This is a genomic window from Tessaracoccus sp. OH4464_COT-324 (genome assembly GCF_003932855.1).
GTDB lineage: Bacteria > Actinomycetota > Actinomycetes > Propionibacteriales > Propionibacteriaceae > Arachnia.
This window is the reverse complement of sequence record NZ_RQYZ01000001.1, coordinates 345,187-369,222: the sequence shown is the minus strand read 5'-3', so window position 1 is coordinate 369,222 and position 24,036 is coordinate 345,187. Positions and strand designations below refer to the sequence as shown.

General features: G+C 64.3%; 24 protein-coding genes and 1 tRNA gene. 11 read left to right on the top strand and 14 right to left on the bottom strand.

What is annotated here, in order from left to right; genetic code table 11:
• Nucleotides 1-25: 25 nt before the first annotated feature.
• A complete protein-coding gene (locus tag EII42_RS01780; protein ID WP_125170376.1) occupies nucleotides 26-1,258 on the bottom strand; it encodes an endonuclease/exonuclease/phosphatase family protein in 1,233 nt (410 codons plus the stop codon).
• Between the two features lie 97 nt (nucleotides 1,259-1,355).
• On the opposite strand from EII42_RS01780, the gene EII42_RS01775 reads away from it, so the two are divergent.
• The 8 genes from EII42_RS01775 to EII42_RS01740 all read left to right on the top strand — a co-directional run bounded on the left by EII42_RS01775 (nucleotide 1,356) and on the right by EII42_RS01740 (nucleotide 7,670).
• Nucleotides 1,356-2,639, top strand: coding sequence for an O-acetylhomoserine aminocarboxypropyltransferase/cysteine synthase family protein (locus EII42_RS01775; RefSeq protein WP_125170375.1), 1,284 nt, complete (start codon nucleotides 1,356-1,358; stop codon nucleotides 2,637-2,639).
• Nucleotides 2,640-2,836: 197 nt separating this feature from the next.
• Complete coding sequence (locus EII42_RS01770; RefSeq protein ID WP_125170374.1) at nucleotides 2,837-3,646, top strand: ABC transporter ATP-binding protein; 810 nt, start codon at nucleotides 2,837-2,839, stop codon at nucleotides 3,644-3,646.
• Nucleotides 3,643-4,290 carry an ABC transporter permease gene (locus EII42_RS01765; RefSeq protein ID WP_125170373.1) on the top strand — a complete coding sequence of 216 codons (648 nt, stop codon included), beginning with the start codon at nucleotides 3,643-3,645 and terminating at the stop codon, nucleotides 4,288-4,290. The genes EII42_RS01770 and EII42_RS01765 overlap by 4 nt, the downstream gene beginning before the upstream one ends.
• A complete protein-coding gene (locus EII42_RS01760) occupies nucleotides 4,287-4,952 on the top strand; it encodes an ABC transporter permease (protein ID WP_125170372.1) in 666 nt (221 codons plus the stop codon). Before EII42_RS01765 ends, EII42_RS01760 begins: the two co-directional genes overlap by 4 nt.
• Nucleotides 4,953-4,978: 26 nt before the next feature.
• Nucleotides 4,979-5,866, top strand: a complete 888-nt coding sequence (locus EII42_RS01755) for an ABC transporter substrate-binding protein (RefSeq protein WP_125170371.1) — start codon at nucleotides 4,979-4,981, stop codon at nucleotides 5,864-5,866.
• Between the two features lie 189 nt (nucleotides 5,867-6,055).
• Nucleotides 6,056-6,424 (top strand): roadblock/LC7 domain-containing protein, encoded by a 369-nt coding sequence (locus EII42_RS01750; protein ID WP_125170370.1) that lies wholly within the window; start codon nucleotides 6,056-6,058, stop codon nucleotides 6,422-6,424.
• Between the two features lie 14 nt (nucleotides 6,425-6,438).
• Nucleotides 6,439-6,921 (top strand): PAS domain-containing protein, encoded by a 483-nt coding sequence (locus EII42_RS01745; protein WP_125170447.1) that lies wholly within the window; start codon nucleotides 6,439-6,441, stop codon nucleotides 6,919-6,921.
• Complete coding sequence (locus EII42_RS01740) at nucleotides 6,918-7,670, top strand: PhnD/SsuA/transferrin family substrate-binding protein (protein WP_125170369.1); 753 nt, start codon at nucleotides 6,918-6,920, stop codon at nucleotides 7,668-7,670. The genes EII42_RS01745 and EII42_RS01740 overlap by 4 nt, the downstream gene beginning before the upstream one ends.
• A gap of 320 nt (nucleotides 7,671-7,990) precedes the next feature.
• On the opposite strand, the gene EII42_RS01735 is transcribed toward EII42_RS01740, so the two are convergent.
• Together EII42_RS01735 and der are read right to left on the bottom strand one after the other, a co-directional pair.
• Nucleotides 7,991-8,064, bottom strand: a tRNA-Pro gene (locus tag EII42_RS01735).
• A 75-nt stretch (nucleotides 8,065-8,139) separates the two neighbouring features.
• Entirely contained in the window at nucleotides 8,140-9,504 is a 1,365-nt protein-coding gene (gene der / locus EII42_RS01730) for a ribosome biogenesis GTPase Der (RefSeq protein WP_233558224.1), read from the bottom strand.
• A 161-nt stretch (nucleotides 9,505-9,665) separates the two neighbouring features.
• Here der and EII42_RS01725 point away from each other — a divergent pair, with 161 nt between their 5' ends.
• Complete coding sequence (locus tag EII42_RS01725; protein ID WP_125170367.1) at nucleotides 9,666-11,231, top strand: ABC-F family ATP-binding cassette domain-containing protein; 1,566 nt, start codon at nucleotides 9,666-9,668, stop codon at nucleotides 11,229-11,231.
• Here the strand turns inward: EII42_RS01725 and EII42_RS01720 are convergent.
• From EII42_RS01720 to prcB, 5 genes are read right to left on the bottom strand one after another with little or no spacing between them, the layout of a single operon-like run.
• Nucleotides 11,228-11,572, bottom strand: coding sequence for a hypothetical protein (locus tag EII42_RS01720; protein WP_125170366.1), 345 nt, complete (start codon nucleotides 11,570-11,572; stop codon nucleotides 11,228-11,230). The two genes, EII42_RS01725 and EII42_RS01720, sit on opposite strands and share 4 nt — an antisense overlap.
• Entirely contained in the window at nucleotides 11,565-12,212 is a 648-nt protein-coding gene (gene cmk / locus EII42_RS01715) for a (d)CMP kinase (RefSeq protein WP_125170365.1), read from the bottom strand. Before cmk ends, EII42_RS01720 begins: the two co-directional genes overlap by 8 nt.
• A 1-nt stretch (nucleotide 12,213) precedes the next feature.
• A complete protein-coding gene (locus EII42_RS01710; RefSeq protein ID WP_125170446.1) occupies nucleotides 12,214-13,233 on the bottom strand; it encodes a prephenate dehydrogenase/arogenate dehydrogenase family protein in 1,020 nt (339 codons plus the stop codon).
• 50 nt (nucleotides 13,234-13,283) lie between these two features.
• Nucleotides 13,284-13,958: a proteasome subunit alpha gene (gene prcA / locus EII42_RS01705; RefSeq protein WP_233558222.1), complete on the bottom strand. Its 675-nt coding sequence runs from the start codon at nucleotides 13,956-13,958 to the stop codon at nucleotides 13,284-13,286.
• Nucleotides 13,959-13,960: 2 nt separating this feature from the next.
• The gene (gene prcB / locus EII42_RS01700) at nucleotides 13,961-14,752 is read right to left on the bottom strand and encodes a proteasome subunit beta (RefSeq protein ID WP_233558221.1); all 792 of its coding nucleotides are present in this window, start codon (nucleotides 14,750-14,752) and stop codon (nucleotides 13,961-13,963) included.
• Between the two features lie 28 nt (nucleotides 14,753-14,780).
• On the opposite strand from prcB, the gene EII42_RS01695 reads away from it, so the two are divergent.
• A complete protein-coding gene (locus tag EII42_RS01695) occupies nucleotides 14,781-15,137 on the top strand; it encodes a DUF3054 domain-containing protein (protein WP_125170363.1) in 357 nt (118 codons plus the stop codon).
• On the opposite strand, the gene EII42_RS13250 is transcribed toward EII42_RS01695, so the two are convergent.
• The 3 genes from EII42_RS13250 to metH are packed head-to-tail and all read right to left on the bottom strand — an operon-like array spanning nucleotide 15,075 to nucleotide 20,205.
• A complete protein-coding gene (locus tag EII42_RS13250) occupies nucleotides 15,075-16,028 on the bottom strand; it encodes a tRNA (adenine-N1)-methyltransferase (protein ID WP_199729762.1) in 954 nt (317 codons plus the stop codon). The two genes, EII42_RS01695 and EII42_RS13250, sit on opposite strands and share 63 nt — an antisense overlap.
• On the bottom strand, nucleotides 16,021-16,698 hold the full coding sequence (locus tag EII42_RS13245) for an HAD family phosphatase (RefSeq protein ID WP_199729761.1): 678 nt from the start codon (nucleotides 16,696-16,698) through the stop codon (nucleotides 16,021-16,023). The genes EII42_RS13250 and EII42_RS13245 overlap by 8 nt, the downstream gene beginning before the upstream one ends.
• Before the next feature lie 39 nt (nucleotides 16,699-16,737).
• Complete coding sequence (gene metH / locus EII42_RS01685) at nucleotides 16,738-20,205, bottom strand: methionine synthase (RefSeq protein ID WP_125170362.1); 3,468 nt, start codon at nucleotides 20,203-20,205, stop codon at nucleotides 16,738-16,740.
• Nucleotides 20,206-20,279: 74 nt separating this feature from the next.
• On the opposite strand from metH, the gene EII42_RS01680 reads away from it, so the two are divergent.
• Nucleotides 20,280-21,116: a PAC2 family protein gene (locus EII42_RS01680; protein WP_125170361.1), complete on the top strand. Its 837-nt coding sequence runs from the start codon at nucleotides 20,280-20,282 to the stop codon at nucleotides 21,114-21,116.
• Nucleotides 21,117-21,180: 64 nt separating this feature from the next.
• On the opposite strand, the gene rpe is transcribed toward EII42_RS01680, so the two are convergent.
• The 3 genes from rpe to fmt are packed head-to-tail and all read right to left on the bottom strand — an operon-like array spanning nucleotide 21,181 to nucleotide 24,035.
• The gene (gene rpe, locus EII42_RS01675; protein ID WP_125170360.1) at nucleotides 21,181-21,831 is read right to left on the bottom strand and encodes a ribulose-phosphate 3-epimerase; all 651 of its coding nucleotides are present in this window, start codon (nucleotides 21,829-21,831) and stop codon (nucleotides 21,181-21,183) included.
• Between the two features lie 9 nt (nucleotides 21,832-21,840).
• The gene (locus EII42_RS01670; RefSeq protein ID WP_125170359.1) at nucleotides 21,841-23,130 is read right to left on the bottom strand and encodes an RsmB/NOP family class I SAM-dependent RNA methyltransferase; all 1,290 of its coding nucleotides are present in this window, start codon (nucleotides 23,128-23,130) and stop codon (nucleotides 21,841-21,843) included.
• Nucleotides 23,127-24,035, bottom strand: coding sequence for a methionyl-tRNA formyltransferase (gene fmt / locus EII42_RS01665; protein WP_125170358.1), 909 nt, complete (start codon nucleotides 24,033-24,035; stop codon nucleotides 23,127-23,129). The genes EII42_RS01670 and fmt overlap by 4 nt, the downstream gene beginning before the upstream one ends.
• Nucleotide 24,036 lies beyond the last annotated feature (1 nt).

Sequence of the window (24,036 nt, the reverse complement as noted above, 5' to 3'; positions counted from 1 at the left end):
GCGTCACCCGGTTCCCCACAGGGCACTAGCGGCCGGTATTCGGCAGCTTTGGCAGCAAGGGCTGATCTGGGCCGGCGCGGAACTGCGCGTCCACCCAGACGAGTCGGTGATCGGAGGTCGGAAATGGATGCTCCCCCACCAGCCGGAACAACGGGTCGTCGCGTTTGGGCCAGAAAACTGCCGAGTCCTTCGCCGACATCGTCTTGGCGCTCAGCAGGGTGTAGTCGACTCGAATGTTGCCCGGCCGCGGGGCGTCGTTGAAGTCGGCGGTATCGAGCGCCGGATCGCCGAGGTGGGAGTTGTTCGCTCCGCCCTGCCGCTTGGCCGCCTCGACCGCGCCTGCCGACACGGGTTTCGGATCAAGGACGAGACTGTTCTTCAGCAGCGCATCAATCGATCCGGGCCAGGAGTCTCCATCAACCGGATCCGAGTTGTAGTCGCCGAGGATCGCGAAACTTTCGCCGTCGGGCAACCCTCCCCGAGCCCCGGAATCGTCGTACAAGTAGTCGGCTTTGCCGCTGATGTAATCGGCCCACAGACGGATCTCGTCGTTGTTGCGACGCTTGTTTCGCTTCTCCGGACCATCGAACGAAGGGGGCGTCGGGTGGGCGGCGAGTATGTGCAGCGTATGTGAGCCGACTTGCACGGGGATGTCGGCGTGTGTCTTCGACGACAAGCGCAGTTCCGATAGTGCTTCGGCCGAGTACCAACCCTCCGGGATGAGATTGCTTGGCATGTCCTTCCAGAGGAACTTCTGGAAGGTGCGAACGCTCCCCTGGTTTATTGGATACTTCGAGTAAAGAACGAAGCCGTACTGTCCGGGGAACTGCCCGAACCCGAAGGCATCCTCGGGACCACCCACGGTGCCGTCGTTGTTGAGGTCATGCCCGCTCGGCACACCGGTGTTTACCGGGCCGGCCCACATGTGGGGGTACTCGACAGGTTCAGCCCCGCGCTGGGGGACCTTCAGGTAATTGTCGTGAAAGGCCTTGGCGGCCCTGAGGTCAGGCTCATAATCGAACTCGTTGATCAGGACGATGTCGGGCCGTGCACGTTGGATGGTCTCCGCAGCGTTCCGCGCCTGTTCATTCGTCCCGTCATTCAACTGCCGGAGCAACTCCCCCGCTGCGTTGCGGTTGAGGCTGGCGTTGAACGTGGCGATGCGGACGGTTTGGTCGTCGTCAGCATCGGCCGACGACACCCCCGCTCCGGCCAGGAGCGCGGCCGTGGCTGCCACGGCCGCGATTCGCTTGATCATGAAACGTCTCCTATCTTGCTTGCACTCCACATTAAAGTTCATCGGGAGCAGTTAAGGGCTCAAAGCTCGTGAATCGACGAAAACAGGAGTATTTACGGTGGACCTTCACCCAGAGACGCTGGCCGTACAAGCGGGCCAGGAGCAGCCGGACCCCGCGACCGGGGCTCGAGCGGTTCCGATCTATCAGACCACATCCTTCGTATTCGAAGATACCGAGCACGCGGCGGAACTGTTCGCGCTCAAGCGCCCTGGCAACATCTACACGAGGATCATGAACCCCACCCAGCAGGCCCTGGAAGAACGTGTGAATGCGCTTGAGGGCGGAGTGGGCGCCCTTGCCACTGCGTCCGGAGCGGCCGCCGTCACGTATGCGGTGCTGAACCTGTGCCAGGCAGGCGACAACATCGTCGCGCTGTCCACGCTTTATGGCGGCACCTATGCGCTACTGGCACACACCCTGCCCCAGTTCGGCATTGAGACACGGTTCGTTGACCCCGACAAACCGGATGAACTCGCGCAGCACGTCGACGACCGAACCAAAGCAGTGTTCGGCGAGACCATCGGGAACCCGGCAATCAACGTGATCGATCTCGACGCATGGTCGGGCGCTGCACACGAGTTGGGACTGCCTTTCATCCTGGACAACACCGTCGCCACGCCGGTCCTCACCCGAGCATTCCAGCATGGCGTGGACATCGTCGTGCACTCCGCCACCAAGTTTTTGGGCGGACACGGCACCTCGCTGGGCGGGCTCATCGTCGACTCAGGCAATTTCGACTGGGAAAGCCACGCCGATCGCTTCCGGAACATGGCCGCCCCCGACCCCGCCTACCACGGGGTTGTGTGGACCCAAGCGGCGGGCAAAGCAGCTTTTGTGGTTCGGGCGCGGACGGTACTGCTGCGCAACACAGGTGCGGCTATTTCTCCCTTCAACGCTTTTCTGCTGCTTCAGGGGATCGAGACCTTGCACCTGCGAATGGAGCGCCACAGCGACAACGCGCTCGCCGTCGCGCGCTTCCTTGAGAGCCATCCGGGCGTAGCCTGGGTAAACTATCCCGGCCTGGACTCGTCGGCCAGCCACGCCGTGGCCAAGCGGGTGCTCGACTCCGGTAGGTTCGGAGGCATTCTGTCTTTCGGCCTGCGATCCGGCCGGGAAGGAGGAGCCCGGTTCGTCGATTCGCTGAGGCTGTTCAGCCACCTGGCGAACATTGGTGACGCCAAGTCCCTGGTGATCCACAGCGCTTCCACAACGCATTCCCAGCTCACGGAGGAAGAGTTGAAGAAGGCGGGGGTTCCAGCGGAGATGGTCCGCCTATCGGTCGGGATCGAGCACGTCGCTGACCTGATCGCTGATCTGGACCAGGCACTGCGCCAGGCTTGACCAGAGCTGGTTGTTTCCGACCGGGTTGTGCGGGACACTCCCGCAGAAACGACTAGGCCCTGTGCCCTTTCCACTCGGAAGAGATACTGTCCGGACTCGTCCACCGCCAGGCTCGGACTTCACCTCCTCGGCCGCGCATAACGTCGATTGCCTAGCCAGTTGATACGGTGGAGGACACGACAACGGTCTGGAGGGCCATGATCGAGTTCAAATCAGTCCGGAAAGAGTATGCGGGTTCAGTTGCCGTAGCCGACTTTTCCCTCCTGGTGCCCTGCCGCAAAACGGTCGTTTTGGTTGGTTCATCCGGCTCGGGCAAGACCACAGTGATGAGGATGGTAAATCGCATGGTTGAACCCACCTCGGGCCAGGTCGAGATAAACGGGATCGACGTGCGCAGCCAGAATCCCGTTGCGTTGCGACGCTCGATCGGCTACGTCCTGCAGGCCAGCGGGCTGCTGCCGCACCGCACAGTGTTGGACAACATCGCTACGGTTCCCATGCTCAACGGCATGGCCAAGCGACAAGCCCGAGCCGCAGCCTTCGAACTGATGGAGCGGGTCGGATTGAAGGCGGAGCTGGGTATGCGCTACCCCGGCCAGCTGTCCGGCGGCCAACAGCAACGCGTCGGAGTGGCGCGCGCCTTGGCCGGTGGACCCGAGATTCTGTTGATGGACGAGCCCTTCGGGGCCGTTGACCCGATCGTCCGCCGAGAGCTGCAGGACGAGTTGATCAGGCTGCAAGCTGAACTGGGCAAGACGATCCTGTTCGTCACCCACGACATAGACGAGGCGTTCCGGCTCGGAGATGAGGTGGTGGTGCTGCGCGAGCAGGGGGTCGTTGCTCAGCACGGCACCCCGACGGAAATTCTTGCTCGCCCGGCCAACGACTTCGTCCGTGATTTCGTGGGTGTTGATCGTATCGACCGAACACTGGCCACCGTAGAAGTGGCCGGAGAATTGCTCGCGGTAGACGGGCGGGGCCGACCCGTCGGAAGGTTGAAGACTTGAACTGGCTGAGAGCCAATTGGCAGCAGGTGGTGGAACTGGCTGCAGCTCACCTGCTGCTCAGCCTGCCTGCGATCCTGCTGAGCATTGTGATAGCCGTGCCGATCGGGCGCTTGGCGTTTCGTCGTCCTCGGCTGGCCGCTCCGGTGCTGGGAGCGGCCACCCTGCTCTACGCAGTGCCCGCGCTCCCCCTGCTCATAGTTATCCCGGTGTTGCTCGGCATACCGCTGCGATCCTCGGCCACCATGATCGTTGCGCTGAGCATCTACGGAGTAGCGCTTTTGGTGAGAACGGCCGCGGACGCTTTCGCCGCGGTGGATTCCGCCGTCCACGATGCTGCGGTTGCTGTGGGTCACTCGCGGTTGAGCGTTTTCTGGCGAGTGGATCTGCCTCTTGCGGTACCGGTGCTGGTCTCAGGGGCTCGCGTGGTGGCCGTCTCGACGATCTCCTTGGTGACCATCGGAGCGCTCATCGGTGTTCCAAGTTTGGGCACTTTGTTGACGGACGGTTTTCAGCGCAGCATCACCGCGGAGGTACTAACGGGCATTGCAGCGACGATGGGGTTGGCCTTGATCGTTGATGCGGTGGTGCTCCTTGTCGGTTGGCTGCTGACCCCGTGGAAGCGGGCCAAGCGGGTGAGCACATGACTCTTTTCGTCGAGGCTTTGCGGTGGTTGATCGACACGAGCCACTGGACCGGTTCAGGCAGCATCCCCCAGCGATTGGTGGAGCATTTCTCTCTGAGCCTGGTCACCGTCGCGCTGGCGGCGTTTCTCGCCTTGCCGGTCGGAGTCTATATCGGGCACACCGGCCGAGGAGCAGGCGTAGTTGGCGCAGTGGCAGGCGTGGCACGCGCGATTCCCACGCTTGGCCTGCTCACCATCTTCGGCTTGGCTCTGGGCATCGGCGTGGTTGCCCCTGCTTTGGCGCTCATCGTGCTTGCAGTACCTTCGCTGTTGGCAGGGGCATACGCCGGAATCCACGCTATCGAACCTGCCGTTCCTGCTGCTGCTAAAGCCATTGGCATGAGTCCGATGCAAGTGGTTCGGCGGGTGGAGATCCCGCTTGCTTTGCCCGTGATGATTGGTGGACTGCGCTCCGCAACCCTCCAAGTGGTGGCGACCGCGACGCTTGCCGCGTACACGGCCGATGTCGGGCTCGGCCGCTACCTGTTCTCCGGGTTGAAGTCGCGCGACTACGCGCAAATGCTCGGGGGATCGCTCTTGGTGATTGGGCTGGCCCTGCTGATGGAGCTTGGTCTGATGCTGCTTCAGCGGTTTGCTCGCAGAAAAGCTGACCCAGCAAAGTGATACATAGAAATGGAGGTTGGAGGAGAATGAAGACCGGACGTCTGACAGCGGTAGTGTTCGCCGTGCTGGCGGTGGCTGCCTGTGGCGGCAACCCGCTGGAATCGGGGGATTCAGACGGGGCAATCGTTGTTGGTTCCCAGGATTACTACTCCAATGAAATCATCGCGGAGATCTACTCTCAGGCCCTGGAAAAGGAAGGCATCCGGGTGGAGCGCCAGTTTCGGATCGGGCAGCGGGAGGTCTATCTCCCGGAGATCGAGCGAGGTGACATTGACTTGTTCCCTGAGTATTCCGGACCGTTGCTGCAGTACTGGCGTAGCGAGACGAAATCGCGCCTCGCCGACGACGTCTATGCCGAGTTGCGAGAAGCCACCCCAGCAGGGCTTCGAGTGTTGGCCCAGTCGCCCGCTACTGATCAAGACTCCTACACGGTGACCAAGGAATTCGCGGCCAAGTGGGGTATCGAGAGCATTGAGGATTTGGCGAAGGTTCCAACCGCGCTCACCCTTGGAGCTAACTCGGAGGCGGAGCAGCGACCTAACGGGCCTAAGGGGCTGCGGGAGGTGTACGGCGTTGAGGTGGCCTTCTCACCAATCGAGGACGGCGGGGGGCCGTTGACGGTCAAGGCGCTCAAGGACGACGCTATCCAGCTCGCCATCATCTACACCGCAGACCCATCGTTGGCGGCCAACAACCTTGTGTCGATAAAAGATACCAAAGGTCTGTTCCTGGCTAGCCACCTGGTGCCGATCGCCAGCGATGATGTCGACGCGAACGCTGCTCGCATAGTGGACGAGGTGAGCCTGCTGCTGACTCCCGAGGACTTGGTGCAGCTGAACGCACGCAGCGTGAATGAGCACCTTCCCGCGGGAAGGGTTGCTGCTGACTGGCTGGCGGAAAAGAGGCCTGGCTAGCCCCTTCGTATCAAACAGGGTGCTCCGGGGGGACAGGAACCTCGACCTTTGGTTCAGGTTCGTCGACTTTCATTGGCCCGATTCTAGTCTAACTGGCGAGAAGTGAGTAGGCTCGCTCTTACGCGGGGGGCGGATGGTTGGTTGAGGCTGACTGCTCGCCCCTCTTCAATATGAGGTCAGAGGAACACCATGTCTTTGAACGAACAGCTCAATCGTCTGTTGCAGACTTTTGTCAGCGGAACGCTGGATGTAGAAGGAGCGGTACTCGTCACAACTGACGGTTTGCCGCTCGCATCCGTGCTCGGCCCCGGCGTCGACGAGGATCGGATCGCCGCGATGGGAGCCGCCGCGCTTTCCATGGGCGCCCGTACCATCGGAGATCTGCAGCGGGGAACGCTCGAGCAGGTGCTGCTGAAGGGCAGCGGCGGCTACGTTATGCTGGTCCAGGCCGGCTCGGAGAGCGTGTTGGAAGCGTACTCCAACGAAGATGCCAAGCTTGGGCTCCTGCTGTATGAAATGAAGCAGGTCGCAAAGCAAATCGCACAGATTATGAGGTGAGTGACTTGCAGGACATGACTCTCGACGACGTGGTCGGCGAGGCTCCTGAGACGCGGCTGCATTATTACGACGGCACTTCGCGTGTTGTCTATGCCACCGATGTCGAGACTCGATTCCCTGCCGGGGAACTCATCGTTTCGCAGACCGATCCCGCAGGGATCATCACGACCTGCAACGAGGCCTTCGTGCTGATGAGCGGCTTTTCCCGCGAGGAACTGCTGGGGCAGCCCCACTCGATCCTTCGTCACCCGGACATGCCTAGGGCCGCTTTCGCGGACCTGTGGCAGACGGTGCAAGAAGGTCGTCGATGGAGCGGCTATGTGAAAAACCTTCGCAAGGACGGGGGTTTCTATTGGGTCTACGCGACGATCATCCCCAAGATCCGAAATGGCGAGATCGTCGGCCACACCTCGGTGCGTCGTGAGCCGTCCCGGAAGAAAGTTGAAGAGATGGCAGCGCTGTATGCGCAGATGCTTGCGCAAGAGGAGCAAGGATGACGTTGCACCTAGCTATCAGTCCGGACGTCAACACCAAGAACTTCGCGGACTGGTTCGTGTTTAATACGAAGATTCAGCGCGCCACCGGCTTGCCCTTCCGGGCGACGGTGTACTCGGACTTTGCAGAGCTTCAAGAGGCATTCGACAAGGGACAGGCCGATTTGGTCTTCGCCAACGCAGCTAACACCGCAATGTTGGTTCGTGACAAGGGGTATGTACCGCTGGCCGTGCCCTCCGCCGTCTCGAACGAGGCGGTCATCGTCGTGAACAATGACAACCCGGCGCAGAGCGTGCCGGAGCTGGGTGAACGGGTTACAGTCGCCGCAACTGATGCGCCCGATGTCGAACGAATTTGCCGCATCCTGCTGGAACCCGCAGATCTCAACCGCGACAGCATCTCCTTGGAGTACAAGCCCAACCCGGTGCTCGTTGCCAAGGCCCTGCTGAATCGCGAAGTGGAGTTGGGCTTCTTCCTGGCCGACGCCTACTACGAGCTGTCCCGCCTTATTCGTCGCGACTTGCGCGTGCTGATGGCGAGCAAGATCTATGTCGTGAAGCATAGCCTCTTGATGAGCCCCGCGCTCGCTCCGGAAGGCGAAAAGCTGTGGACGTGGTTGGAGTCGCTCAACAACTCCCCCACCGACGGATCTCTGCTCGACGCGATCGGCGCTCCCGACGGCTGGGACAGGCTCAGCCAAGAGGATGCAGAGTTCATGATCGACCTGATGGAAGCCCTGGAACAGGGCTGATCCTCTCTACGGAGGTTGGGGCCGCGGCACAAGCCTGCGGCCCCAACTCTTTTCTACCGCCAATCAACACCGCTCGCAGAGCGACGGCCATGCCCCATTCCAGGCAGGTGAAACCGGGGCCCAGCCACGGAGAGCCGCTGGCGTTATGGCCGGAGTGGGAGACCCTACCGGTCCGGTTGCCCGGGCACAAGATGCAGAACCGTTAACAATAGATTCTCCTGCCCCACGAAGCCCAAGGATGTGCGAACAGTCAGCAGCCGCGAATGGCTCTTGCTGCGAAGAAAAGCCTTGGTGAGTGATGCCACCCACCAAGGCCGGCGTCGGGCTGACAGGATTTGAACCTGCGACCCCTTGACCCCCAGTCAAGTGCGCTACCAAGCTGCGCTACAGCCCGATGGACCTCGGTCCGAGGTGAAACTTTAGCGCATCCAAGCCGTCAACGCCACTCGGAGCTGACCAGCAGTTTTGGCTACCGTTTCTCGCGTTCGCTGCGCTTAGCCCGGGCGCGAACTTCGACGTGTACCGGCGAACCACGGAAGCCGAAGTCCTCCCGCAGCCTCCGCTCCACGAACCTGGTGTATTGAGCGTCCATCTGCCCAGAGGTGAACAGCACGAAGGTGGGAGGGCAATTGTGTGCCTGGGTGCCGAAGAGGATGCGTGGTTGCTTCCCGCCACGCAACGGGTGCGGATGCGCAGCCGCGAGACGACCGAGGAAAGCGTTGAGTTTACCGGTGGGTATGCGGGTCTCCCAACCCGCCGCGGCTTCCTCAATGGCCTTGGACAGTCGGTCGATATTGCGGCCGGTGAGCGCGGAAATGTTCACGGTGGGTGCCCAGTGGAAGGCGACCAGGTCCCGATCAATTTCGCGCTCCAGATAGCGGCGACGTTCTTCGTCGGTCAGATCCCATTTGTTGAACGCGATCACGAGCGCCCGCCCGCCGTCCTCGATGAAGCTGAGTATCCGCAGGTCCTGATCCGTGATCGGCTCGGATGCATCGATCACCATGATGCACACTTCAGCACGCTCAACTGCCGCCTGAGTCCGGAGGCTCGCGTAGTACTCGTGCCCGCTAGCCTCCTTCACCCGGCGTCGGATGCCCGCGGTGTCGATGAAGTGGTAGACGTTGCCGCCCACCTCGACGATCTCGTCCACAGGGTCGACGGTGGTGCCGGACACGTCGGAGACCACCGACCGCTGCTGACCACAGAGTTTGTTCAGCAGGGACGACTTGCCCACATTCGGCTTACCGACGATGGCCACCCTGCGCGGCCCAGCTTCCTGCACTTCGGGTGATTGCGGAGCTTCCGGCAGCACAGCGAGGAGGGCGTCGAGCAGATCGCCCGATCCCCGGCCGTGCAGCGCGGAGACCGGGTGCGGCTCCCCCAACCCGAGATTCCACATGCTCGCGGCCATCGCCTCGTGTCGCTGGTCGTCAACCTTGTTCGCTGCCAGAATCACGGGTTTCTTGCTCCGGCGCAGCACCCGTACAACGGCCTCATCCTCATCCAGCGTTCCAACGGTGGCGTCAACAACGAACAGCACCGCATCGGCTGCGGCGATGGCGAGTTCCGCCTGGTCCGCGATCATCGCGGCCATGCCCTTGGCGTCGGAGACCCAGCCGCCGGTGTCCACGACGATGAAGTCCTTACCGTTCCAGTTTGCGTCGTAGCTCACCCTGTCACGGGTGACGCCGGGCTGATCCTGAACAACCGCAGCCCTGCGACCCAGAATCCGGTTGACCAGCGTCGACTTTCCCACGTTGGGGCGACCGACCACGGCCACGACAGGTTTGATGACCTTCTCCTCGAACTCGTCGGCAAATACATCGGTCACTGGCGCTCCTAAAACTGATTGCGACCGACCAAGTCTACCGGGTATCCTGAAGGTCACGTATTCCCGAGGAAACGGAAACCGACATGTACTTGGCTCTCCGCGCCTGACCCGCGTCGTCGAGCATCCGCTCCGGCGCATCGAAACGCGTCCCTGGAGCTCTCATGTCTGTAGTCATTTCAAACCTCAGCTTCGCCTACGGCGATCGGCCTTTGCTTTCCAACATCAGCCTCGTCCTCAGCGCACGCCGCACAGGCATCATCGGCCGAAACGGCAGCGGAAAAACCACGCTACTGCGGCTCATCGTCGGCGAATTGTCCCCGACGCAGGGCAGAGTAACCGCACCGTCCGCCGCGCGTCTCAGCCAGGACCTTCTGCAACACGGAGACACAACCGTCGCCGAGTTGCTCGGCGTCGCAGAACCGCTCGCCGCGCTGCGCAGAATCGAAGCGGGCAGCGTGGACGCGGCAGACTACGAGTTGGTGTCCGGCCGTTGGGATCTCGAATCCCGTGCCAATGCACTGTTGGCCGCCCGAGTACCCAGTCTCACCTCTCCGGGAGCCCTGGAACGGGCCTCGGAAACGCTCTCCGGCGGTGAGCTGATCCAGGTGGCGATGGCTGGTCTCGATTTGGCCGATGCCCGACTCGCGCTGCTCGACGAACCAACCAACAACCTGGATCGAGCCGCCCGAGCGGCTTTGCTCGACGTGGTGCGGGCCTGGCGGGGACAGCTGATTCTGGTCAGCCACGACACCGAACTACTCGATCAGATGGACGAGATCGTCGAGTTGCACGATGCAGGCGCCGAGGTCTTCGGCGGAAACTACACCGCTTTCCTGTTGAACCGCAGGCTTCGCGACGCGGCCGCTGAGCGCGACGTTCGGGAAGCCAGCGCAAAACTGCGGGCCGAGCGCAGGAACATGAACCATATGGCCACGGCGACCGCCCGCGCGACGCGACAGTCAAGCGCCCGGTTCGGCCCAGGCAAGTCTCATCCGAGCGATCCGACGGAGAAACGCGCGGCCCTTGCCCGGCGCGCCAATCGGGTTGCTGCCTCTGCCAGGAAGGTTCGCGAAGCCCGCGAACAGCTGGCGGAGGCCGAATCCCGACTTCGATCCGACGACGCCATCCGCATCCCGATGATCGACCTCGCCCGCGCCAAGGGCCGACGACTCGCGGAACTCGTCACCGCCGACCAGCGCATCCCCATCTTGGGCGGCGACAGGGTGGGGATCACCGGAGCCATCGGCTCCGGAAAATCGACGATGCTTCGGCTTGCCCGAGACACCGCCACCGGGCGCGTGGGATACCTGGATCAGCGACTGACTCTGCCGTCGGCGACGGTGTTCGACGCGGTGCACGGCTCCTCCCCCAGGCCTCCGCAGGACACCCACGCTCTGCTGGCTCGCTTTCTGCTCCGCGGCCCGATGCTGAGCCGCCCGGTCAATACCCTCTCCGGCGGAGAACGGTTTCGGGTGGCGCTCGCCACGATACTGCTGGCGGATCCTCCGCCGGAGCTGCTCATCCTGGATGAGCCCACCAACAACCTAGACCGCGAGTCGGTCGCGCAACTAACTCAAGCATTGCTGGTCTATCCCGGGGCAATCGTCGTTGTCAGTCACGATGAACACTTCCTCTCCGAGTTGGACCTCCACCAGGCCTGGCACCTTGAAGCCGGGCGACTGCACGAATCCCCGCCGCCCGCAAGCACCGGAAGTTCAGCTGACTAGGACGAATCGTCCGCAGGATGACTGGCGACGTTCTCGACGACGTGGAACGCGGGCTCCTCGTAGGGATGCGCCGCGCGCAGCGCCGCAACCACCTGCGCCCTGATGCGCCGGGGGAAGGTGACCTCGATCCGGTTCTCCGCCACGTACTCCAACTCGTTGACGCTGCCGATCGTCGGATTGGCTCCCGCCAAGGGCCGGAATTGGCCGGTGCCCGGCGTTATGAAGGCGCACTCCCGGTAGGCGCCGATCTCGCCGGCCCCGGCCTCAAACAGCGCACGAAGCACCAGCGCAGTATCGGACTGCGGGACATAGCTCACCAGCACGTCAAGCCGCTCAGACATCAATCAGCTCCTCAATCCGAGCGACCACCTCGTCGGGCGGGATGAAGGTGGAGTCGATGACAGTCACACCCTCCGCTGCTTCCGTGAAGTTCGACACCGTCGAATCGTCTCGGTCGCGGCGCAACACCTGATCTACCACGTCCGCCCGACCCGCCCTGCCCGCCAGCTCAGCCTCGCGGCGCGCCACCCGCGCATCCGGGTCAGCGACGAGAAGCACCCGCACGTCGGCGTCCGGGGCCACCACCGTGGTGATATCCCGGCCCTCCACGACAATCCGGCGCCCGTGCGCGTCGATGATCTGGCGCATTCGCTGAGTGAGCAGCCGCCGGACCTCCAGGTTGGTTGCCACGCGCGACACCATCGCCGAGATGCGTGGCTCGCGGATCTCCTCCGTGACGTCGCGGCCGTTGATGCGCACCCGGTTGCCCTCAACGCTGCAGCCGATCAGAAGTTCCGCACCCGCCACGTAGTCCACGAGACCCTCATCGCCGATCTGCTCGGCGAGAAACCCCGCGGTCGCTGCCCGATACATCGCCCCGGTGTCCAGGTAGCCCAACCCGTGCCGTGCGGCAAGCAGTCGCGCCGTCGTCGATTTTCCTGAGCCGCTCGGCCCGTCGATGGCGATCAACAACGAATCCATCTCAACCTTTCCTCATAGCCGACGCGGTCACCCACCCGCGGACCTCCAGGGTCTCGCGGAACTGCTCCGCGACCTCCCGCCCGACCACGATGGTCAGGTAACCCACCTCACGTGCCGGATCGTGCTGCAATTCGAAGTCCTCCACGTTGAAACCCGCATCGCCGATGTCGGTGAACAGGCGTGCCAGGGCGCGCGGCTCGTCGGGGATTTCGACGATCACCTGCCAGACGTCCAACGGCTCGGCGCCGTGCTTCACGAGGAGTGCATTCGCTCCATCCCTGCCCAGGCCAAGGAAACCCTCCAGCCGTTCCGGCTGATCCAGCACCTCGATGAGGTAGCGCAGATCATCCGCAACCTCAGCCAGCTCCGCACGGATGGCTCGCGCGTTCGCGGTGATGATCTGGCGCCACAGTCTAGGGTCTGAGCCGGCGATGCGCGTGACGTCGCGGATTCCTTGGCCCGCCAGCCTGAGATGCTCGCCGGGAACTGCGCGCAGATGCGAGGCCGTCAGGATGCTCATCAGGTGCGGAACGTGGCTGACCTGGGCCACGGCCTCGTCGTGACGCTCCGCGTCCATCACCAGCACGTGCGCGCCCGCAAGTTCCGCGGACTCGACGACCCGCGCCACCGACTCGGGGGAATTGCCCGGAGCGGGCGTGATCACCCAGGTTCGATCCACGAACAGTTGACCCGAGGCGGTGAGCGGACCGGTGAACTGTGAGCCGGCCATCGGATGCGACGGCACATAACGGGCGGCCAATTCTCCGGCCAGCTCACCGACCCGCCGCATGATGGGCGCCTTTACGCTGCCAACATCCGTGACCACCGCGACCGGATAGCGGTTCAGGGAGTCCACCACTACGGGGGCGATCGCATCCGGCGGAGTAGCCACCACCACGAGATCCACCTCGTCGCCTCCCGGCAACCCGACCCGTCCCGCGCCGAGACCGGCAGCCACCACCGCGTGCGCACCCACCGCGTCTGACAGCACGACGTCGCAGCCCGCGGAGGTGAGCGCCATGCCCAGCGACGTGCCCACCAGTCCGGCGCCAATGATCAACACCCGAAGAGTCACGCCAGATGTTCCTCGATCTGCCTAACCGCGACCCTGCGGAAGGTGCGCCGACGCCCGCTCTCCCGGTCGAGCAGCGCCACCTCAAGCTGCCCAGCGTTCAACGGCTGCTGCGGGTTGAGCACGCCGGCGGCCAGCTTCAGGAGCTCGGGCAGCGGCATCGTCGGCGTGAAGGAGGTCTCGAAAGAATGCGCGATCCGCTCAGCATCGCCCCCGACCACGGCGAACTGGTCCTCGTCGCTGATCACACCGTCGTAGGAGATCCGATAAAGCACGTCGTCGCTGGGGACCCCGCCCAGCTCTGCGAGAATCAGGTCCACCTCGAAGGGCTTGTCGTTGCCCGAAGCAAACGCAGAACCGAGCAGCTGGGAGTACGAACCTGCGAGATTTCTGGCCGAAACGTCGGACCTGTCGTAGGCGTAGCCACGCAGGTCTGCCTGCCGGATGCCCGCCACCCGCAGCGCCTCGAACTCGTGGTAGCGCCCGGCGGCGGCGAAGGCGATGCGATCATAGATCTCGGATACCTTGTGCAGCGTGGTGGAGCGGTTCTCGGCCACGGCGACGATTCCCAGCTCGGCCTTGAACACCGCCACGGAGCGGCCGCGGGCGATGCCCTTTCGGGCAAACTCCGCGCGGTCCAGCATCTGCTGTTCCGGCGACACATAGAACGGCATGCTCACAGCGCAGCCCCCCTCGGGCCGCCGAAACGCACGGAACGTTGCTCGACTACGCGCCGCGCAACCTCGTCGACGCCGGCCTCCGACCAGCGCACCACCCCCGCGGCGGAGGCGCGCATCACCACCGGCAGAATCCCGCGGGTGAGATCCAAGCCTGAGGTGGCGGCGTCGTCATCGGCCGCATCGAACAGAGCCTGCAGCGCGCAAGTGACCGCGGTCAGCTCGTCCGCGTCGGGATCATGCAGCTTCTTCAGCGCGGACTTCGCGTAGGACGCGCCGGAACCGACGGCGGCGAAAGACTCCTCTTCGTAGCGCCCGCCCGTCGCGTCGTAGGAGAATATGCGGCCGCGTCGCTGCTCATCATCCCAGCCGATGAACAGGGGCAGAACCACCAAACCCTGTAGGGCGTCGGCGAGGCTGGCGCGCAGCATCGAGCTGAGTCGGTTGGCCTTGCCGTCGAAGCTGAGCGGCAGCCCCTCAACTTTCTCGAAATGCTCCAGCTCGACCTGAAACAGCTTCACGAACTCAACCGCCGGACCGGCCACACCCGCTACGCCGATGATGGACCGCTCATCAGCCCCGAAGACTTTCTCGACGTCGTGCAGCGCGATTTGATTGCCGACGGTGGCTCGCCTGTCCCCGACCATCACCACGCCGTCGCGGTAGCCTGCCGCCAGGATGGTCGTGCCGTGGGGCGCGCCCTTCACGCGACTTGCAGCAGGAAACCCGCCCACCAACTCAAAGAACGACGAGCCACCGCCAACGGCAGAGTAGCCCCCGAATACTTCCATCGGCCCTAACCCTCCTATAGTGGCGACCATGATGCGAGTGGTTCCATTTGCCATTGACATGGCGCTAGTAATCCTATTCGTGGCCATCGGACGCCGCAGCCACGGCTACGACCTGTCAGGCATCCTAGCCGCTTTGTGGCCGTTCGCCGTCGCCGCCGTTTTGGCTTGGATAGTCGTAGCCGCACTCGGTGATCAAGGCTACGGCTTCCGCGCTGGCTCGGTGGTCTGGCTCGTGACCTCGCTGGGCGGCGTCGCCTTGAGAGTACTGGCAGGCGGCACCGCTCCCCTATCGTTCATCCTGGTCGGGAGCAGCTTCCTCGCCCTATTCTTGTTCGGCTGGCGACTGATCTACCGCTTCGGCTGGCCGCGCAGGAGTTCCTCCTAGGCTTTCCGGCACGTTCTTCGGCCGCGGGCCGACGTAGTCGGCCCCATAGGCACCGGGAGCGGGGCGTCGCTTGCGCATCGGCGCCTGCTGTCCAGGAGCCAGCCGCCGAGAGGTCAGGAGAAAGCCGGTGTGTCCCGTTGAGCCGTGACCCGGTCGGATGGCCAGGCCTTCGGCGTGCCAGTCGCGCACCGTCGTCTCGGTCATGGTCGGCTCTGTGAAGCCGCCGTGCGCGCGCAAGGTGTCCGCCACCCGGCCGAGCTGCGTTGTTGTCGCGACGTAGCAGCACAGTATCCCGCCCGCGACGAGCCGCTCGGCCACGGCAGCCACGCAGTCCCAGGGCGCCAGCATGTCCAGGATCGCGCGATCGATCGGCTCGTCGGTGATGCTCTCCACCAGGTCACCGACGGTCAGCCGCCAGTTCTCCTGGGGGCCGCGCAGGAAGGTCTCGACATTCTTTCTGGCCACTTCGGCAAACTCTTGCCGCCGCTCGTAGCTGTACAGCTGGCCGTGCCCGCCGATCGCGCGGAGCAGCGCCAGGGTGAGCGATCCGGAGCCAACTCCCGCCTCCAGCACCCGGGCCCCGGGGAAGATGTCCGCCCACATCACGATCTGCGCCGCGTCCTTGGGGTAGATAATCGCCGCCTCGCGGGGCATGCTCACCATGTACTCATGCATGATGGGCCTGAAGGCTAGGTATTCCATCCCGCCCGCGGAACGAATCACAACGCCCTCCGGGCCGCCGATGAGGTCGTCGTGCGCGACGGCGCCCTTGGTGGTGTGCCATACGGCCCCCTCCCTGAGCACGAGCGACTTTCGCCGGCCCTTGGTGTCGGTCAGAGTAACCCGCTCGCCCACCTGTAGTGGCCCCGAGTGGATGGAACGATCAGTCATTGTGCTCCTTCAATCGCTGCCAGACGGCAGTCAGTTTGGCTAGGTCTGTCGTGGCAAGCCCGTCGTCGGACAGGTGTAGTCTCGGGTGCTCCTCCGGCTCGGCGATCATGGGTACTCCGTACACCACTGACCCGGCAGCCAGCCCTGCCGCGATGCCCGGCAGGGAATCCTCCAGCACGATCACCTCGTGCGGCCTCAGCCCCAGCTTGGCGAAGGCCAGCGTGTAGGCCTCTGGATCCGGTTTGGGGCGCGCGACGTCGTCGGCCGTGATGATGAACTCAATACTCTCCGGTAGCCGGGCACGCGCCGCTTCGATGATCAGCCCGCTGCTGGCGGTGACGATTGCCGAGCGCACGCCGGCTTCAGTGAGCTCGCCCAGCAGCCGCAGCGCCCCGGGCAGGTAGGGCAGTTCACCTGCGCACAGCTGCGCCGCGACCCGCCGATGCAGCTGCTCGTAGAGCGAGTCGAACAGCTCGGGGCTGCCGACGGCATCCGCCATCAGCTTCACCGTGCTGACGGCATCCTGTCCCACCAGCTGACGCATCTCGGCCTGCCCCCAGTGCACGCCGTGGTCAGCGAGCATCTCGATCTCGACTCGCGCCCACAACGGCTCCGTGTCCACGAGCGTGCCGTCGAAGTCCCAGACGACTCCAGCCAGGGTTTCGCTCACGGTTCTCCAATCATGATGGTGCATTCACGGTTCGGGTGATCAGGCGCTGAAGTATTTTGCTTCAGGATGGTGCAGGATGATCGCGTCGGTGGACTGCTCCGGATGCAACTGCAGTTCCTCGCTCAGCTCTACCCCGATGCGGTGCGGTTGCAGCAGCTCCACGAGCTTCAGCCGATCCGCCAACTCCGGGCAAGCGGGGTAACCGAACGAGTAGCGCGAGCCCCGATAGGCCTGCTTCGCCAGGGCCTGATCTCGCGCGCCTTCCTCGGCTCCGTAGCCCAGCTCTCGACGAATCCGCCAGTGCCAGTACTCGGCCAACGCCTCGGTCAGCTGCACCGACAGGCCGTGCAGTTCCAAGTAGTCCCGGTAGGAGTTCGCCTCGAACAGTTTGTTCGCGGCCTTGGCCACCTCCGAGCCCATGGTGACGAGTTGGATCGGCAACACGTCCGGGCCCGAACGCTCCGCCTCCTCCCGATCCCGAAAGAAATCGGCCAAGCAGAGCCTGCGATCGCGGCGCTGCCGCGGGAACGTGAACCTGGTGAGCTCCCGGCTCGGCTCCTGCGGATCCCCGACGATGAGGCTCTCGCCCTCGGAGTGGACGGGAAAGTAGCCGTAGACCACTCCAAAATTGCCCAAGGATTCGGTCTTCAACCGATCCACCCACATGCGCAGCCTGGGCAGGGCCTCCTGCTCCACCAACTCCTCGTAGGTGGTGCCCTCCTTGATCGACCTCATACCCCATCGGCCCATGAACGTGGCACGCTGGTCCAGCCAGGAAACGATGTCCGCGAGCGGAATGCCCTTCACGACCCTGGTTCCCCAGAACGGGGGCGACGGCACCCGGACCCCGCGCGCCACGTCGCTGCGCACGCCCTGACCTGGATCAGCAATCTCCACCAGCGGTCCAGGAGCTACCCTGCGTTGTTTGCGTTCCGGCAGCCGAGCCCCCGGTATCCCCTGCTTGACGGCCATCACCGCATCCATCAGGGCCAATCCCTCGAACGCGTCCTTGGCGTAGCGCACCTCCCCGTCGAAGAGCTCGGCGAGATCTTGTTCGACGTAGGTCCGGGTCAGCGCCGCCCCGCCCAGCAGCACCGGGTATTTCTCGGCCAGTCCCAGCCGATTCAGCTCAATGAGGTTGTCTTTCATCACCAGCGTCGACTTGACGAGCAACCCGGACATGCCGATCGCGTCCGCGCCGTGCTCCTCGGCGGCAGCGACGATGGACTGGATGGACTGCTTGATACCGATGTTGATCACGGTGTAGCCGTTGTTGCTAACGATGATGTCGACCAGGTTCTTGCCGATGTCGTGCACGTCGCCGCGCACCGTGGCCAGCACGAGAGTCCCCTTTCCCGTGCCGCCGGCCCGCTCCATGTGCGGTTCAAGGTAGGCAACCGCCGACTTCATCGTTTCTGCGGACTGCAGCACGAACGGCAACTGCATCCTGCCGGAGCCGAACAGTTCGCCAACGACCTTCATACCGGCCAACAGGTCTTCGTTGATGATCGCCAACGCGGGCTTGTGCCGGAGAGCCTCGTCGAGATCACTATCGAGCCCCTTGGACTCGCCGTCGACGATCCGCCGTCGCAACCGCTCGTCCAGCGGCAGCGCGGCCAACTCCGCGGCCCGGGAGGCCCGAGCGGAGGCGGCAGTCACTCCCTCGAACATCTCCAAAAGTCTGGCGAGCGGATCGTACCGCTCGCGCCGATCGTAGATCAGATCCAGTGCCACCTGGCGTTGCTCCTCAGGGATACGATCCATCGGCAGGATCTTCGCCGAGTGCACAATCGCCGAATCCAGCCCCGCGGAAACGCACTCGTGCAGGAAAACCGAGTTCAGTACGATACGCGCAGCCGGGTTGAGGCCGAACGAAATGTTGGAGACCCCCAAGGTGGTGTGCACACCGGGGTATCGCCGCTTGAGCTCGCGGATGGCTTCAATGGTTTCGATCCCGTCGCGCCGGGTCTCCTCCTGGCCTGTGCAGATCGGGAAAGTCAGGCAATCGACAAAGATGTCGCCGAGCACCATGCCCCAGTCCTGGGTGAGTCTTTCTATCAGCCGCGACGCCACCCGCACCTTCCATTCAGCGGTCCGGGCTTGCCCCTCCTCATCAATGGTCAGGGCGACGACCGCAGCTCCGTGTTCCCGCACAAGCGGCATAATGCGAGCGAAACGACTCGAATCACCGTCACCATCTTCGAAGTTTACGGAGTTGATGACGCACCGCCCCGCGAGCCTCTCCAGCCCGGCGCGCAGCACAGCGGGCTCAGTGGAATCGAGCATGATTGGCAGAGTCACCTGCGTGGCCAGGCGGGCCGCGATCTCGGCCATGTCCCGCACCCCGTCCCGTCCCACGTAGTCAACGCACAGATCCAGCAGATGTGCGCCGTCGCGGGCTTGCGATTTTGCGATCTCAATGCAGTCGTCCAGCCTGCCCTCCAACATTGCCTCGCGAAACGCTTTGGAACCGTTTGCGTTGGTCCGCTCCCCGATACTCAGATAGCTGACGTCCTGGCTGAATGGAACCTCGGCGTAGAGCGAACTCGCCGCATCGTCCGCAAAAACGGGTCTGCGCGGCACCTCCTCTCCGCTGTGGCGTTCCGCCAGCAACCGGATGTGTTCCGGCGTCGTTCCGCAGCATCCGCCCACCAGGCTCAGACCGTATTGCTGCACGAAGGAGCCAACCGCCTCCGCGAAGGGCTCGACCTGTAGTGGGTAGACGGCGCCGTCGGGCGTCAGCTCCGGCAGACCCGCATTCGGCATCACGGCAATCGCCAGGGGAAACTTTTGGGCGAGAACCCGAAGGTGCTCGCTCATCTCGTTCGGACCGGTGGCGCAGTTCAAGCCGATCCCGTCGACGCCGAGCGCTTGCAGAGTGACCAGCGCGGCGCCGATCTCCGAGCCGAGCAGCATCGTTCCCGTCGTCTCGACCGTGACGTTCACGATGATGGGCAGTTCGACACCGCTTTCCTGGAACGCGCGACGCGCCCCGATCACCGCGGCCTTGGCCTGCAGCAGATCCTGCACGGTTTCAATCAACACGCCATCAATGCCACCGCGCAACATAGCGGCGGTTTGCCGCTGATAGGCGTCCCGCACCGCCGTGAACTCGATGTGCCCAAGCGTCGGGAGCTTGGTACCCGGCCCGATGGCGCCCAGCACATAGCGCGGCTTGTCCGTGAACTCGTCCGCCGCGCCGCGCGCGATCCTGGCGCCTGCCTCAGCCAGTTCCTCCAGTCGATGCGCGACGCCGTACTCGGTGAGAGCCGCTAGGTTAACGCCGAAGGTGTTCGTCTCGATGCAGTCCGCGCCCGCGGCCAGGTAGGCGCGATGGATCTCCCGCACAACATCCGGGCGGGTGACGTTCAGGATTTCGTTGCATCCTTCGAGGCCTTGAAAGTCCGAATCGACGCGCAGCTCAGTGAACGACTGAAGCATCGTGCCCATCGCCCCGTCGGCTACCAGGACGCGACGGCCAAGAACATCGCCCAGTCGTTTCCGCATGGCCACACATTAGCCGGGCCAGGTCGATGGCCCTAAACCTGAAGCGTGGTCGCGGCGCGCGCTAGGCTGGCACAATGCAGTTTGAACCGGCCTCAGACCTCCGCGACCCGGTGGTCCTCATCGCCTTCAGCGGCTGGAACGATGCCGGAGAAGCCGCCAGCGACGTCATGCGGCTGTTGCTCGACGCCTACCCGGGGTCCGAGTTGGAGCCGGTCGACGACGAAACCTATTTCGATTTCCAAGCCACTCGGCCACACATTCGACGCGAAGCCGACGGAGCCTGGATCGAATGGCCCTCCATCCGTTTCCGACGGCTCGCTCACCCCGAGCGAGACATCATCGTGGTGTTCGGACCGGAGCCAAACCTCAAGTGGCGCAGTTTCTGCCGGACGCTGGTGGAGCGGGTGACGGCCTTGCGCCCTACTATCGTGCTCGCCTTGGGGGCGATGCTCTCCGACATACCGCACACCCGGCCGCTGCCGACTGGTCTCTACGCCGCCAGCGAGGAGCTGAAGGAACGCTTCGGCTTTCAGCGTTCCACCTACACCGGGCCGACCGGCATAGTCGGTGTCCTCTCCCAAGCGTTCGCTCAGCACGGGTTGCCGACGGCATCGCTGTGGGTTTCGGTCCCCCATTACGTCGCGAACCCTCCGAACGCCAAGGCCCAGGTGCATCTACTCGACAAGCTTGAGGGAGCGCTGGGCATCAGCATCGATCGCGGTGATCTCGGCGAGCAAGCCAGAGCTTGGGAGAGCGCAGTCAACGACCTCGCCCAGTCCGATCCGGAGATCTCACAGTACATCGAGGCCCTGGAGGCGGTGCGGGACAAGGAAGTCGTCGAAGAACTCTCCGGCGACCGGATAGCCGCCGAGTTCGAGCGCTACCTGCGCCGGCACGGCGGACGCTCTTAGAATCCCTTTCGGGTGTCACGCCGGCCTTGGCGTTCCCGCGTCTTCCGCACCGCGGACCCGACGCTCAGTGGGAACACGACCTGGCCAGCTCGCGTAGTTCTTCGACCATCACGGCGGGATTCTCCGCCTCGTAGACGGCCGACCCGGCGACGAACACGTCGGCCCCGGCCTCCGCGCAGCGCTCGATCGTCTCTTTGCTGACGCCGCCGTCGACCTGCAACCAGATGTCGCGCGAGCCGATCATTTCCCGGACTCTGCGGATCTTCGGTAGCACGAGGTCGAGGAACTTTTGCCCCCCGAAACCGGGCTCCACGGTCATCAGCAGCACCATGTCCACCTCGCCGAGTAGGTCGGCGACCATCTCCACGGGAGTCGCGGGGTTGAGCGCGGCGCTGGCCCGGGCGCCCAGGCGACGCAGCTCGCGGGCCAGCCGCACCGGAGCCTTCGCTGCCTCGACGTGGAAGGTCACCGAGTGCGCCCCCGCCTCGGCGTATGCGGGCGCCCAGCGGTCAGGGTTCTCGATCATCAGGTGCATGTCGATGGGCAGCTGGGTGTGCTTCATCAACGACTCAACCACCGGCAATCCGATGGTCAAGTTGGGTACGAAATGCCCGTCCATTACATCCACGTGCACCAAATCGGCGTTGGCAATACGGTCAACTTCACGTGCCAGATCGGCTAGATCGGCGTTCAGGATGCTGGGCGTGATTCGCATGGGGAAAGCCTAGCGCCGTCGCAGCAAAGCCAAGAACATGGCATCGGTTTCGTGCCGGTGCGGCCACAGCTGCACGTAGTTGCCCACCGCGCAATCGGGTACCTCGGGCAGCAACGCGGGTGCGTTTAGCACCTCGACGTCCGCCAGGCAGCTCTCGACGACGGCGCGGGTCTCCGCGCGCAGCGGCGAGCAGGTGACATAGGCCACCACCCCACCGGGCACCGCGGCCGCAATCGCGGTGCGCAACAGCTGGCGCTGCACGGACACCAGGCTCGCCAGATCATCCGGTTGCCGGCGCCAGCGGGCCTCGGGGCGGCGACGGAGCGCGCCCAGACCGGTGCAGGGAACGTCGGCGAGCACCCGAGCAAAGCTGGCGGGCCGCCACGGCGGCGTCCTTCCGTCGGCGACGATGACGTCACTGTGCCCGTAGCACGCCAGCGCCTGCGCCACCAGATGTGCGCGATGTTCCTGTAGCTCGCTGGCGATCAACCGCTCGCCCGCTCGGCGGGCCAGGCCCGCCAGGAGAGCGGATTTCCCGCCGGGCCCGGCGCACATGTCCAGCCACGGGCCCGACGGGGCGTCTGCCCGTGCCAGGGCCAGGGCGACGAGTTGGGAACCCTCATCCTGTACACCCGCGCGGCCCTCGCGCACCGCGGCGATGTCGCTCGGCACGGCGGTGCTTCGCGCACCGAACGGCGAGAACCGCGTGGGGCTGCCCAGCTCCTCGACTTCGCACAGCCCAGGCCGCACAACCAGGGTGGGGGCCGGGGAAACGTTGTTGGCCGCGAGTGCCGCGGCCAGCTCGCCCTCGGGCAGCACCTCGGCCAGGGCCTCGGCCACCCAAACCGGGTGGTGGCCGCGAATGGCGGCGGCTTCGACGCCCTGCTTGCCCTCTGCCAACAGATCGCACCACTGATCGAGATCTCGGGACGCGACCTTGCGCAGGATCGCGTTGACCAGCCCCGTCACCCGATTACCGATCCTTTTCCTCGCCAGCTCAACGGTGGCCCCGACCGCCGCATGAGCCGGGGTCCGCATGCTCAGCAGCTGATGGGCGCCCATCCGCAACAGATCAAGCACAGCGGGTTGCAGCGACTTCAGGCTACGACCGGCTGCGCGGGAGATGATCTGGTCGTAGGTGCCCAACAGCCGACAGGTGCCGGAGACCAGCTCAGTCACCAGCGCGGCGTCGCGGGCGCTCAGGTTGGCTTGTCTCAGGCGTTTCTTGAGCGCCAGGTTGGCGTAGCCGCCCTCGGAGCTAACCTGCCGAAGGACTTCGAACGCTACCGCACGACTCATTCGAGCACCCCCTGAACGCCGCCACGTGCCCAGTCGATAGCGGGCATGCGCTTCTTCCCCGGTGCCTGAACTTCAAGCAGTTCCAGCGATCCCCCCGAAACACCAACGAACACCTGCTTCTTCGTCACCCTAAGTTCTCCCGGGGCCAGATCCCGCTCCTTAGCCACCGCAGCGCGGTAGACCTTCAGCCGGTTGCCCCGGTGCTCGCACCAGGCCCCAGGATCGGGGGAACATCCGAGGATGTGGTTGCGCACAGCCACGGGGTCGTGCGCGAAATTGATTCGGGCCTCCTCGCTGGAGAGTTTCGCGGCCAAAGTGACCCCCTCGTCGGGCTGCGGCGTCGGCACAGCACCGTCGGCGATCGCATCCATGACACGAACCAACTGGGTCGCGCCGCTGTGCGCCAGCCGCGCCAGAAGCTCGCCCGCTGTCTCCTCTAGCAGTGGAACCCGCTCCAGGTCATACACGTCACCGGCATCGAGTTCGCGCACGATCCGGAAGCAGCTGGTGCCCGTGTATTCGTCCCCCGCCATTATCGCTCGCTGCACCGGAGCGGCTCCGCGCCACCGGGGAAGCAAGGAGAAATGGAGGTTGATCCAGCCGAATCGGGGAATGTCGAGCGCGCTCTGCGGCAGCAGCGCCCCGTACGCCACGACCGGGCAGGCATCTGGGGCGAGTTCGCGCAGTCGTTGCTGAAACTCTGCCTCCCGTGGGTGGGTTGGTTTCAGCACCTCGATGCCCAGCTCCATCGCCCGCAGCGCGACCGGCGAAGCTGACAGTTTCCGGCCGCGTCCTGCCGGGGCGTCGGGGCGGGTCACGACCGCGACGACATCGTGTTGGGAAGCCACCAAAGCGTCCAGGGCGGGCACTGCCACCTCGGGGGTACCAGCGAATACCAGTCTCATG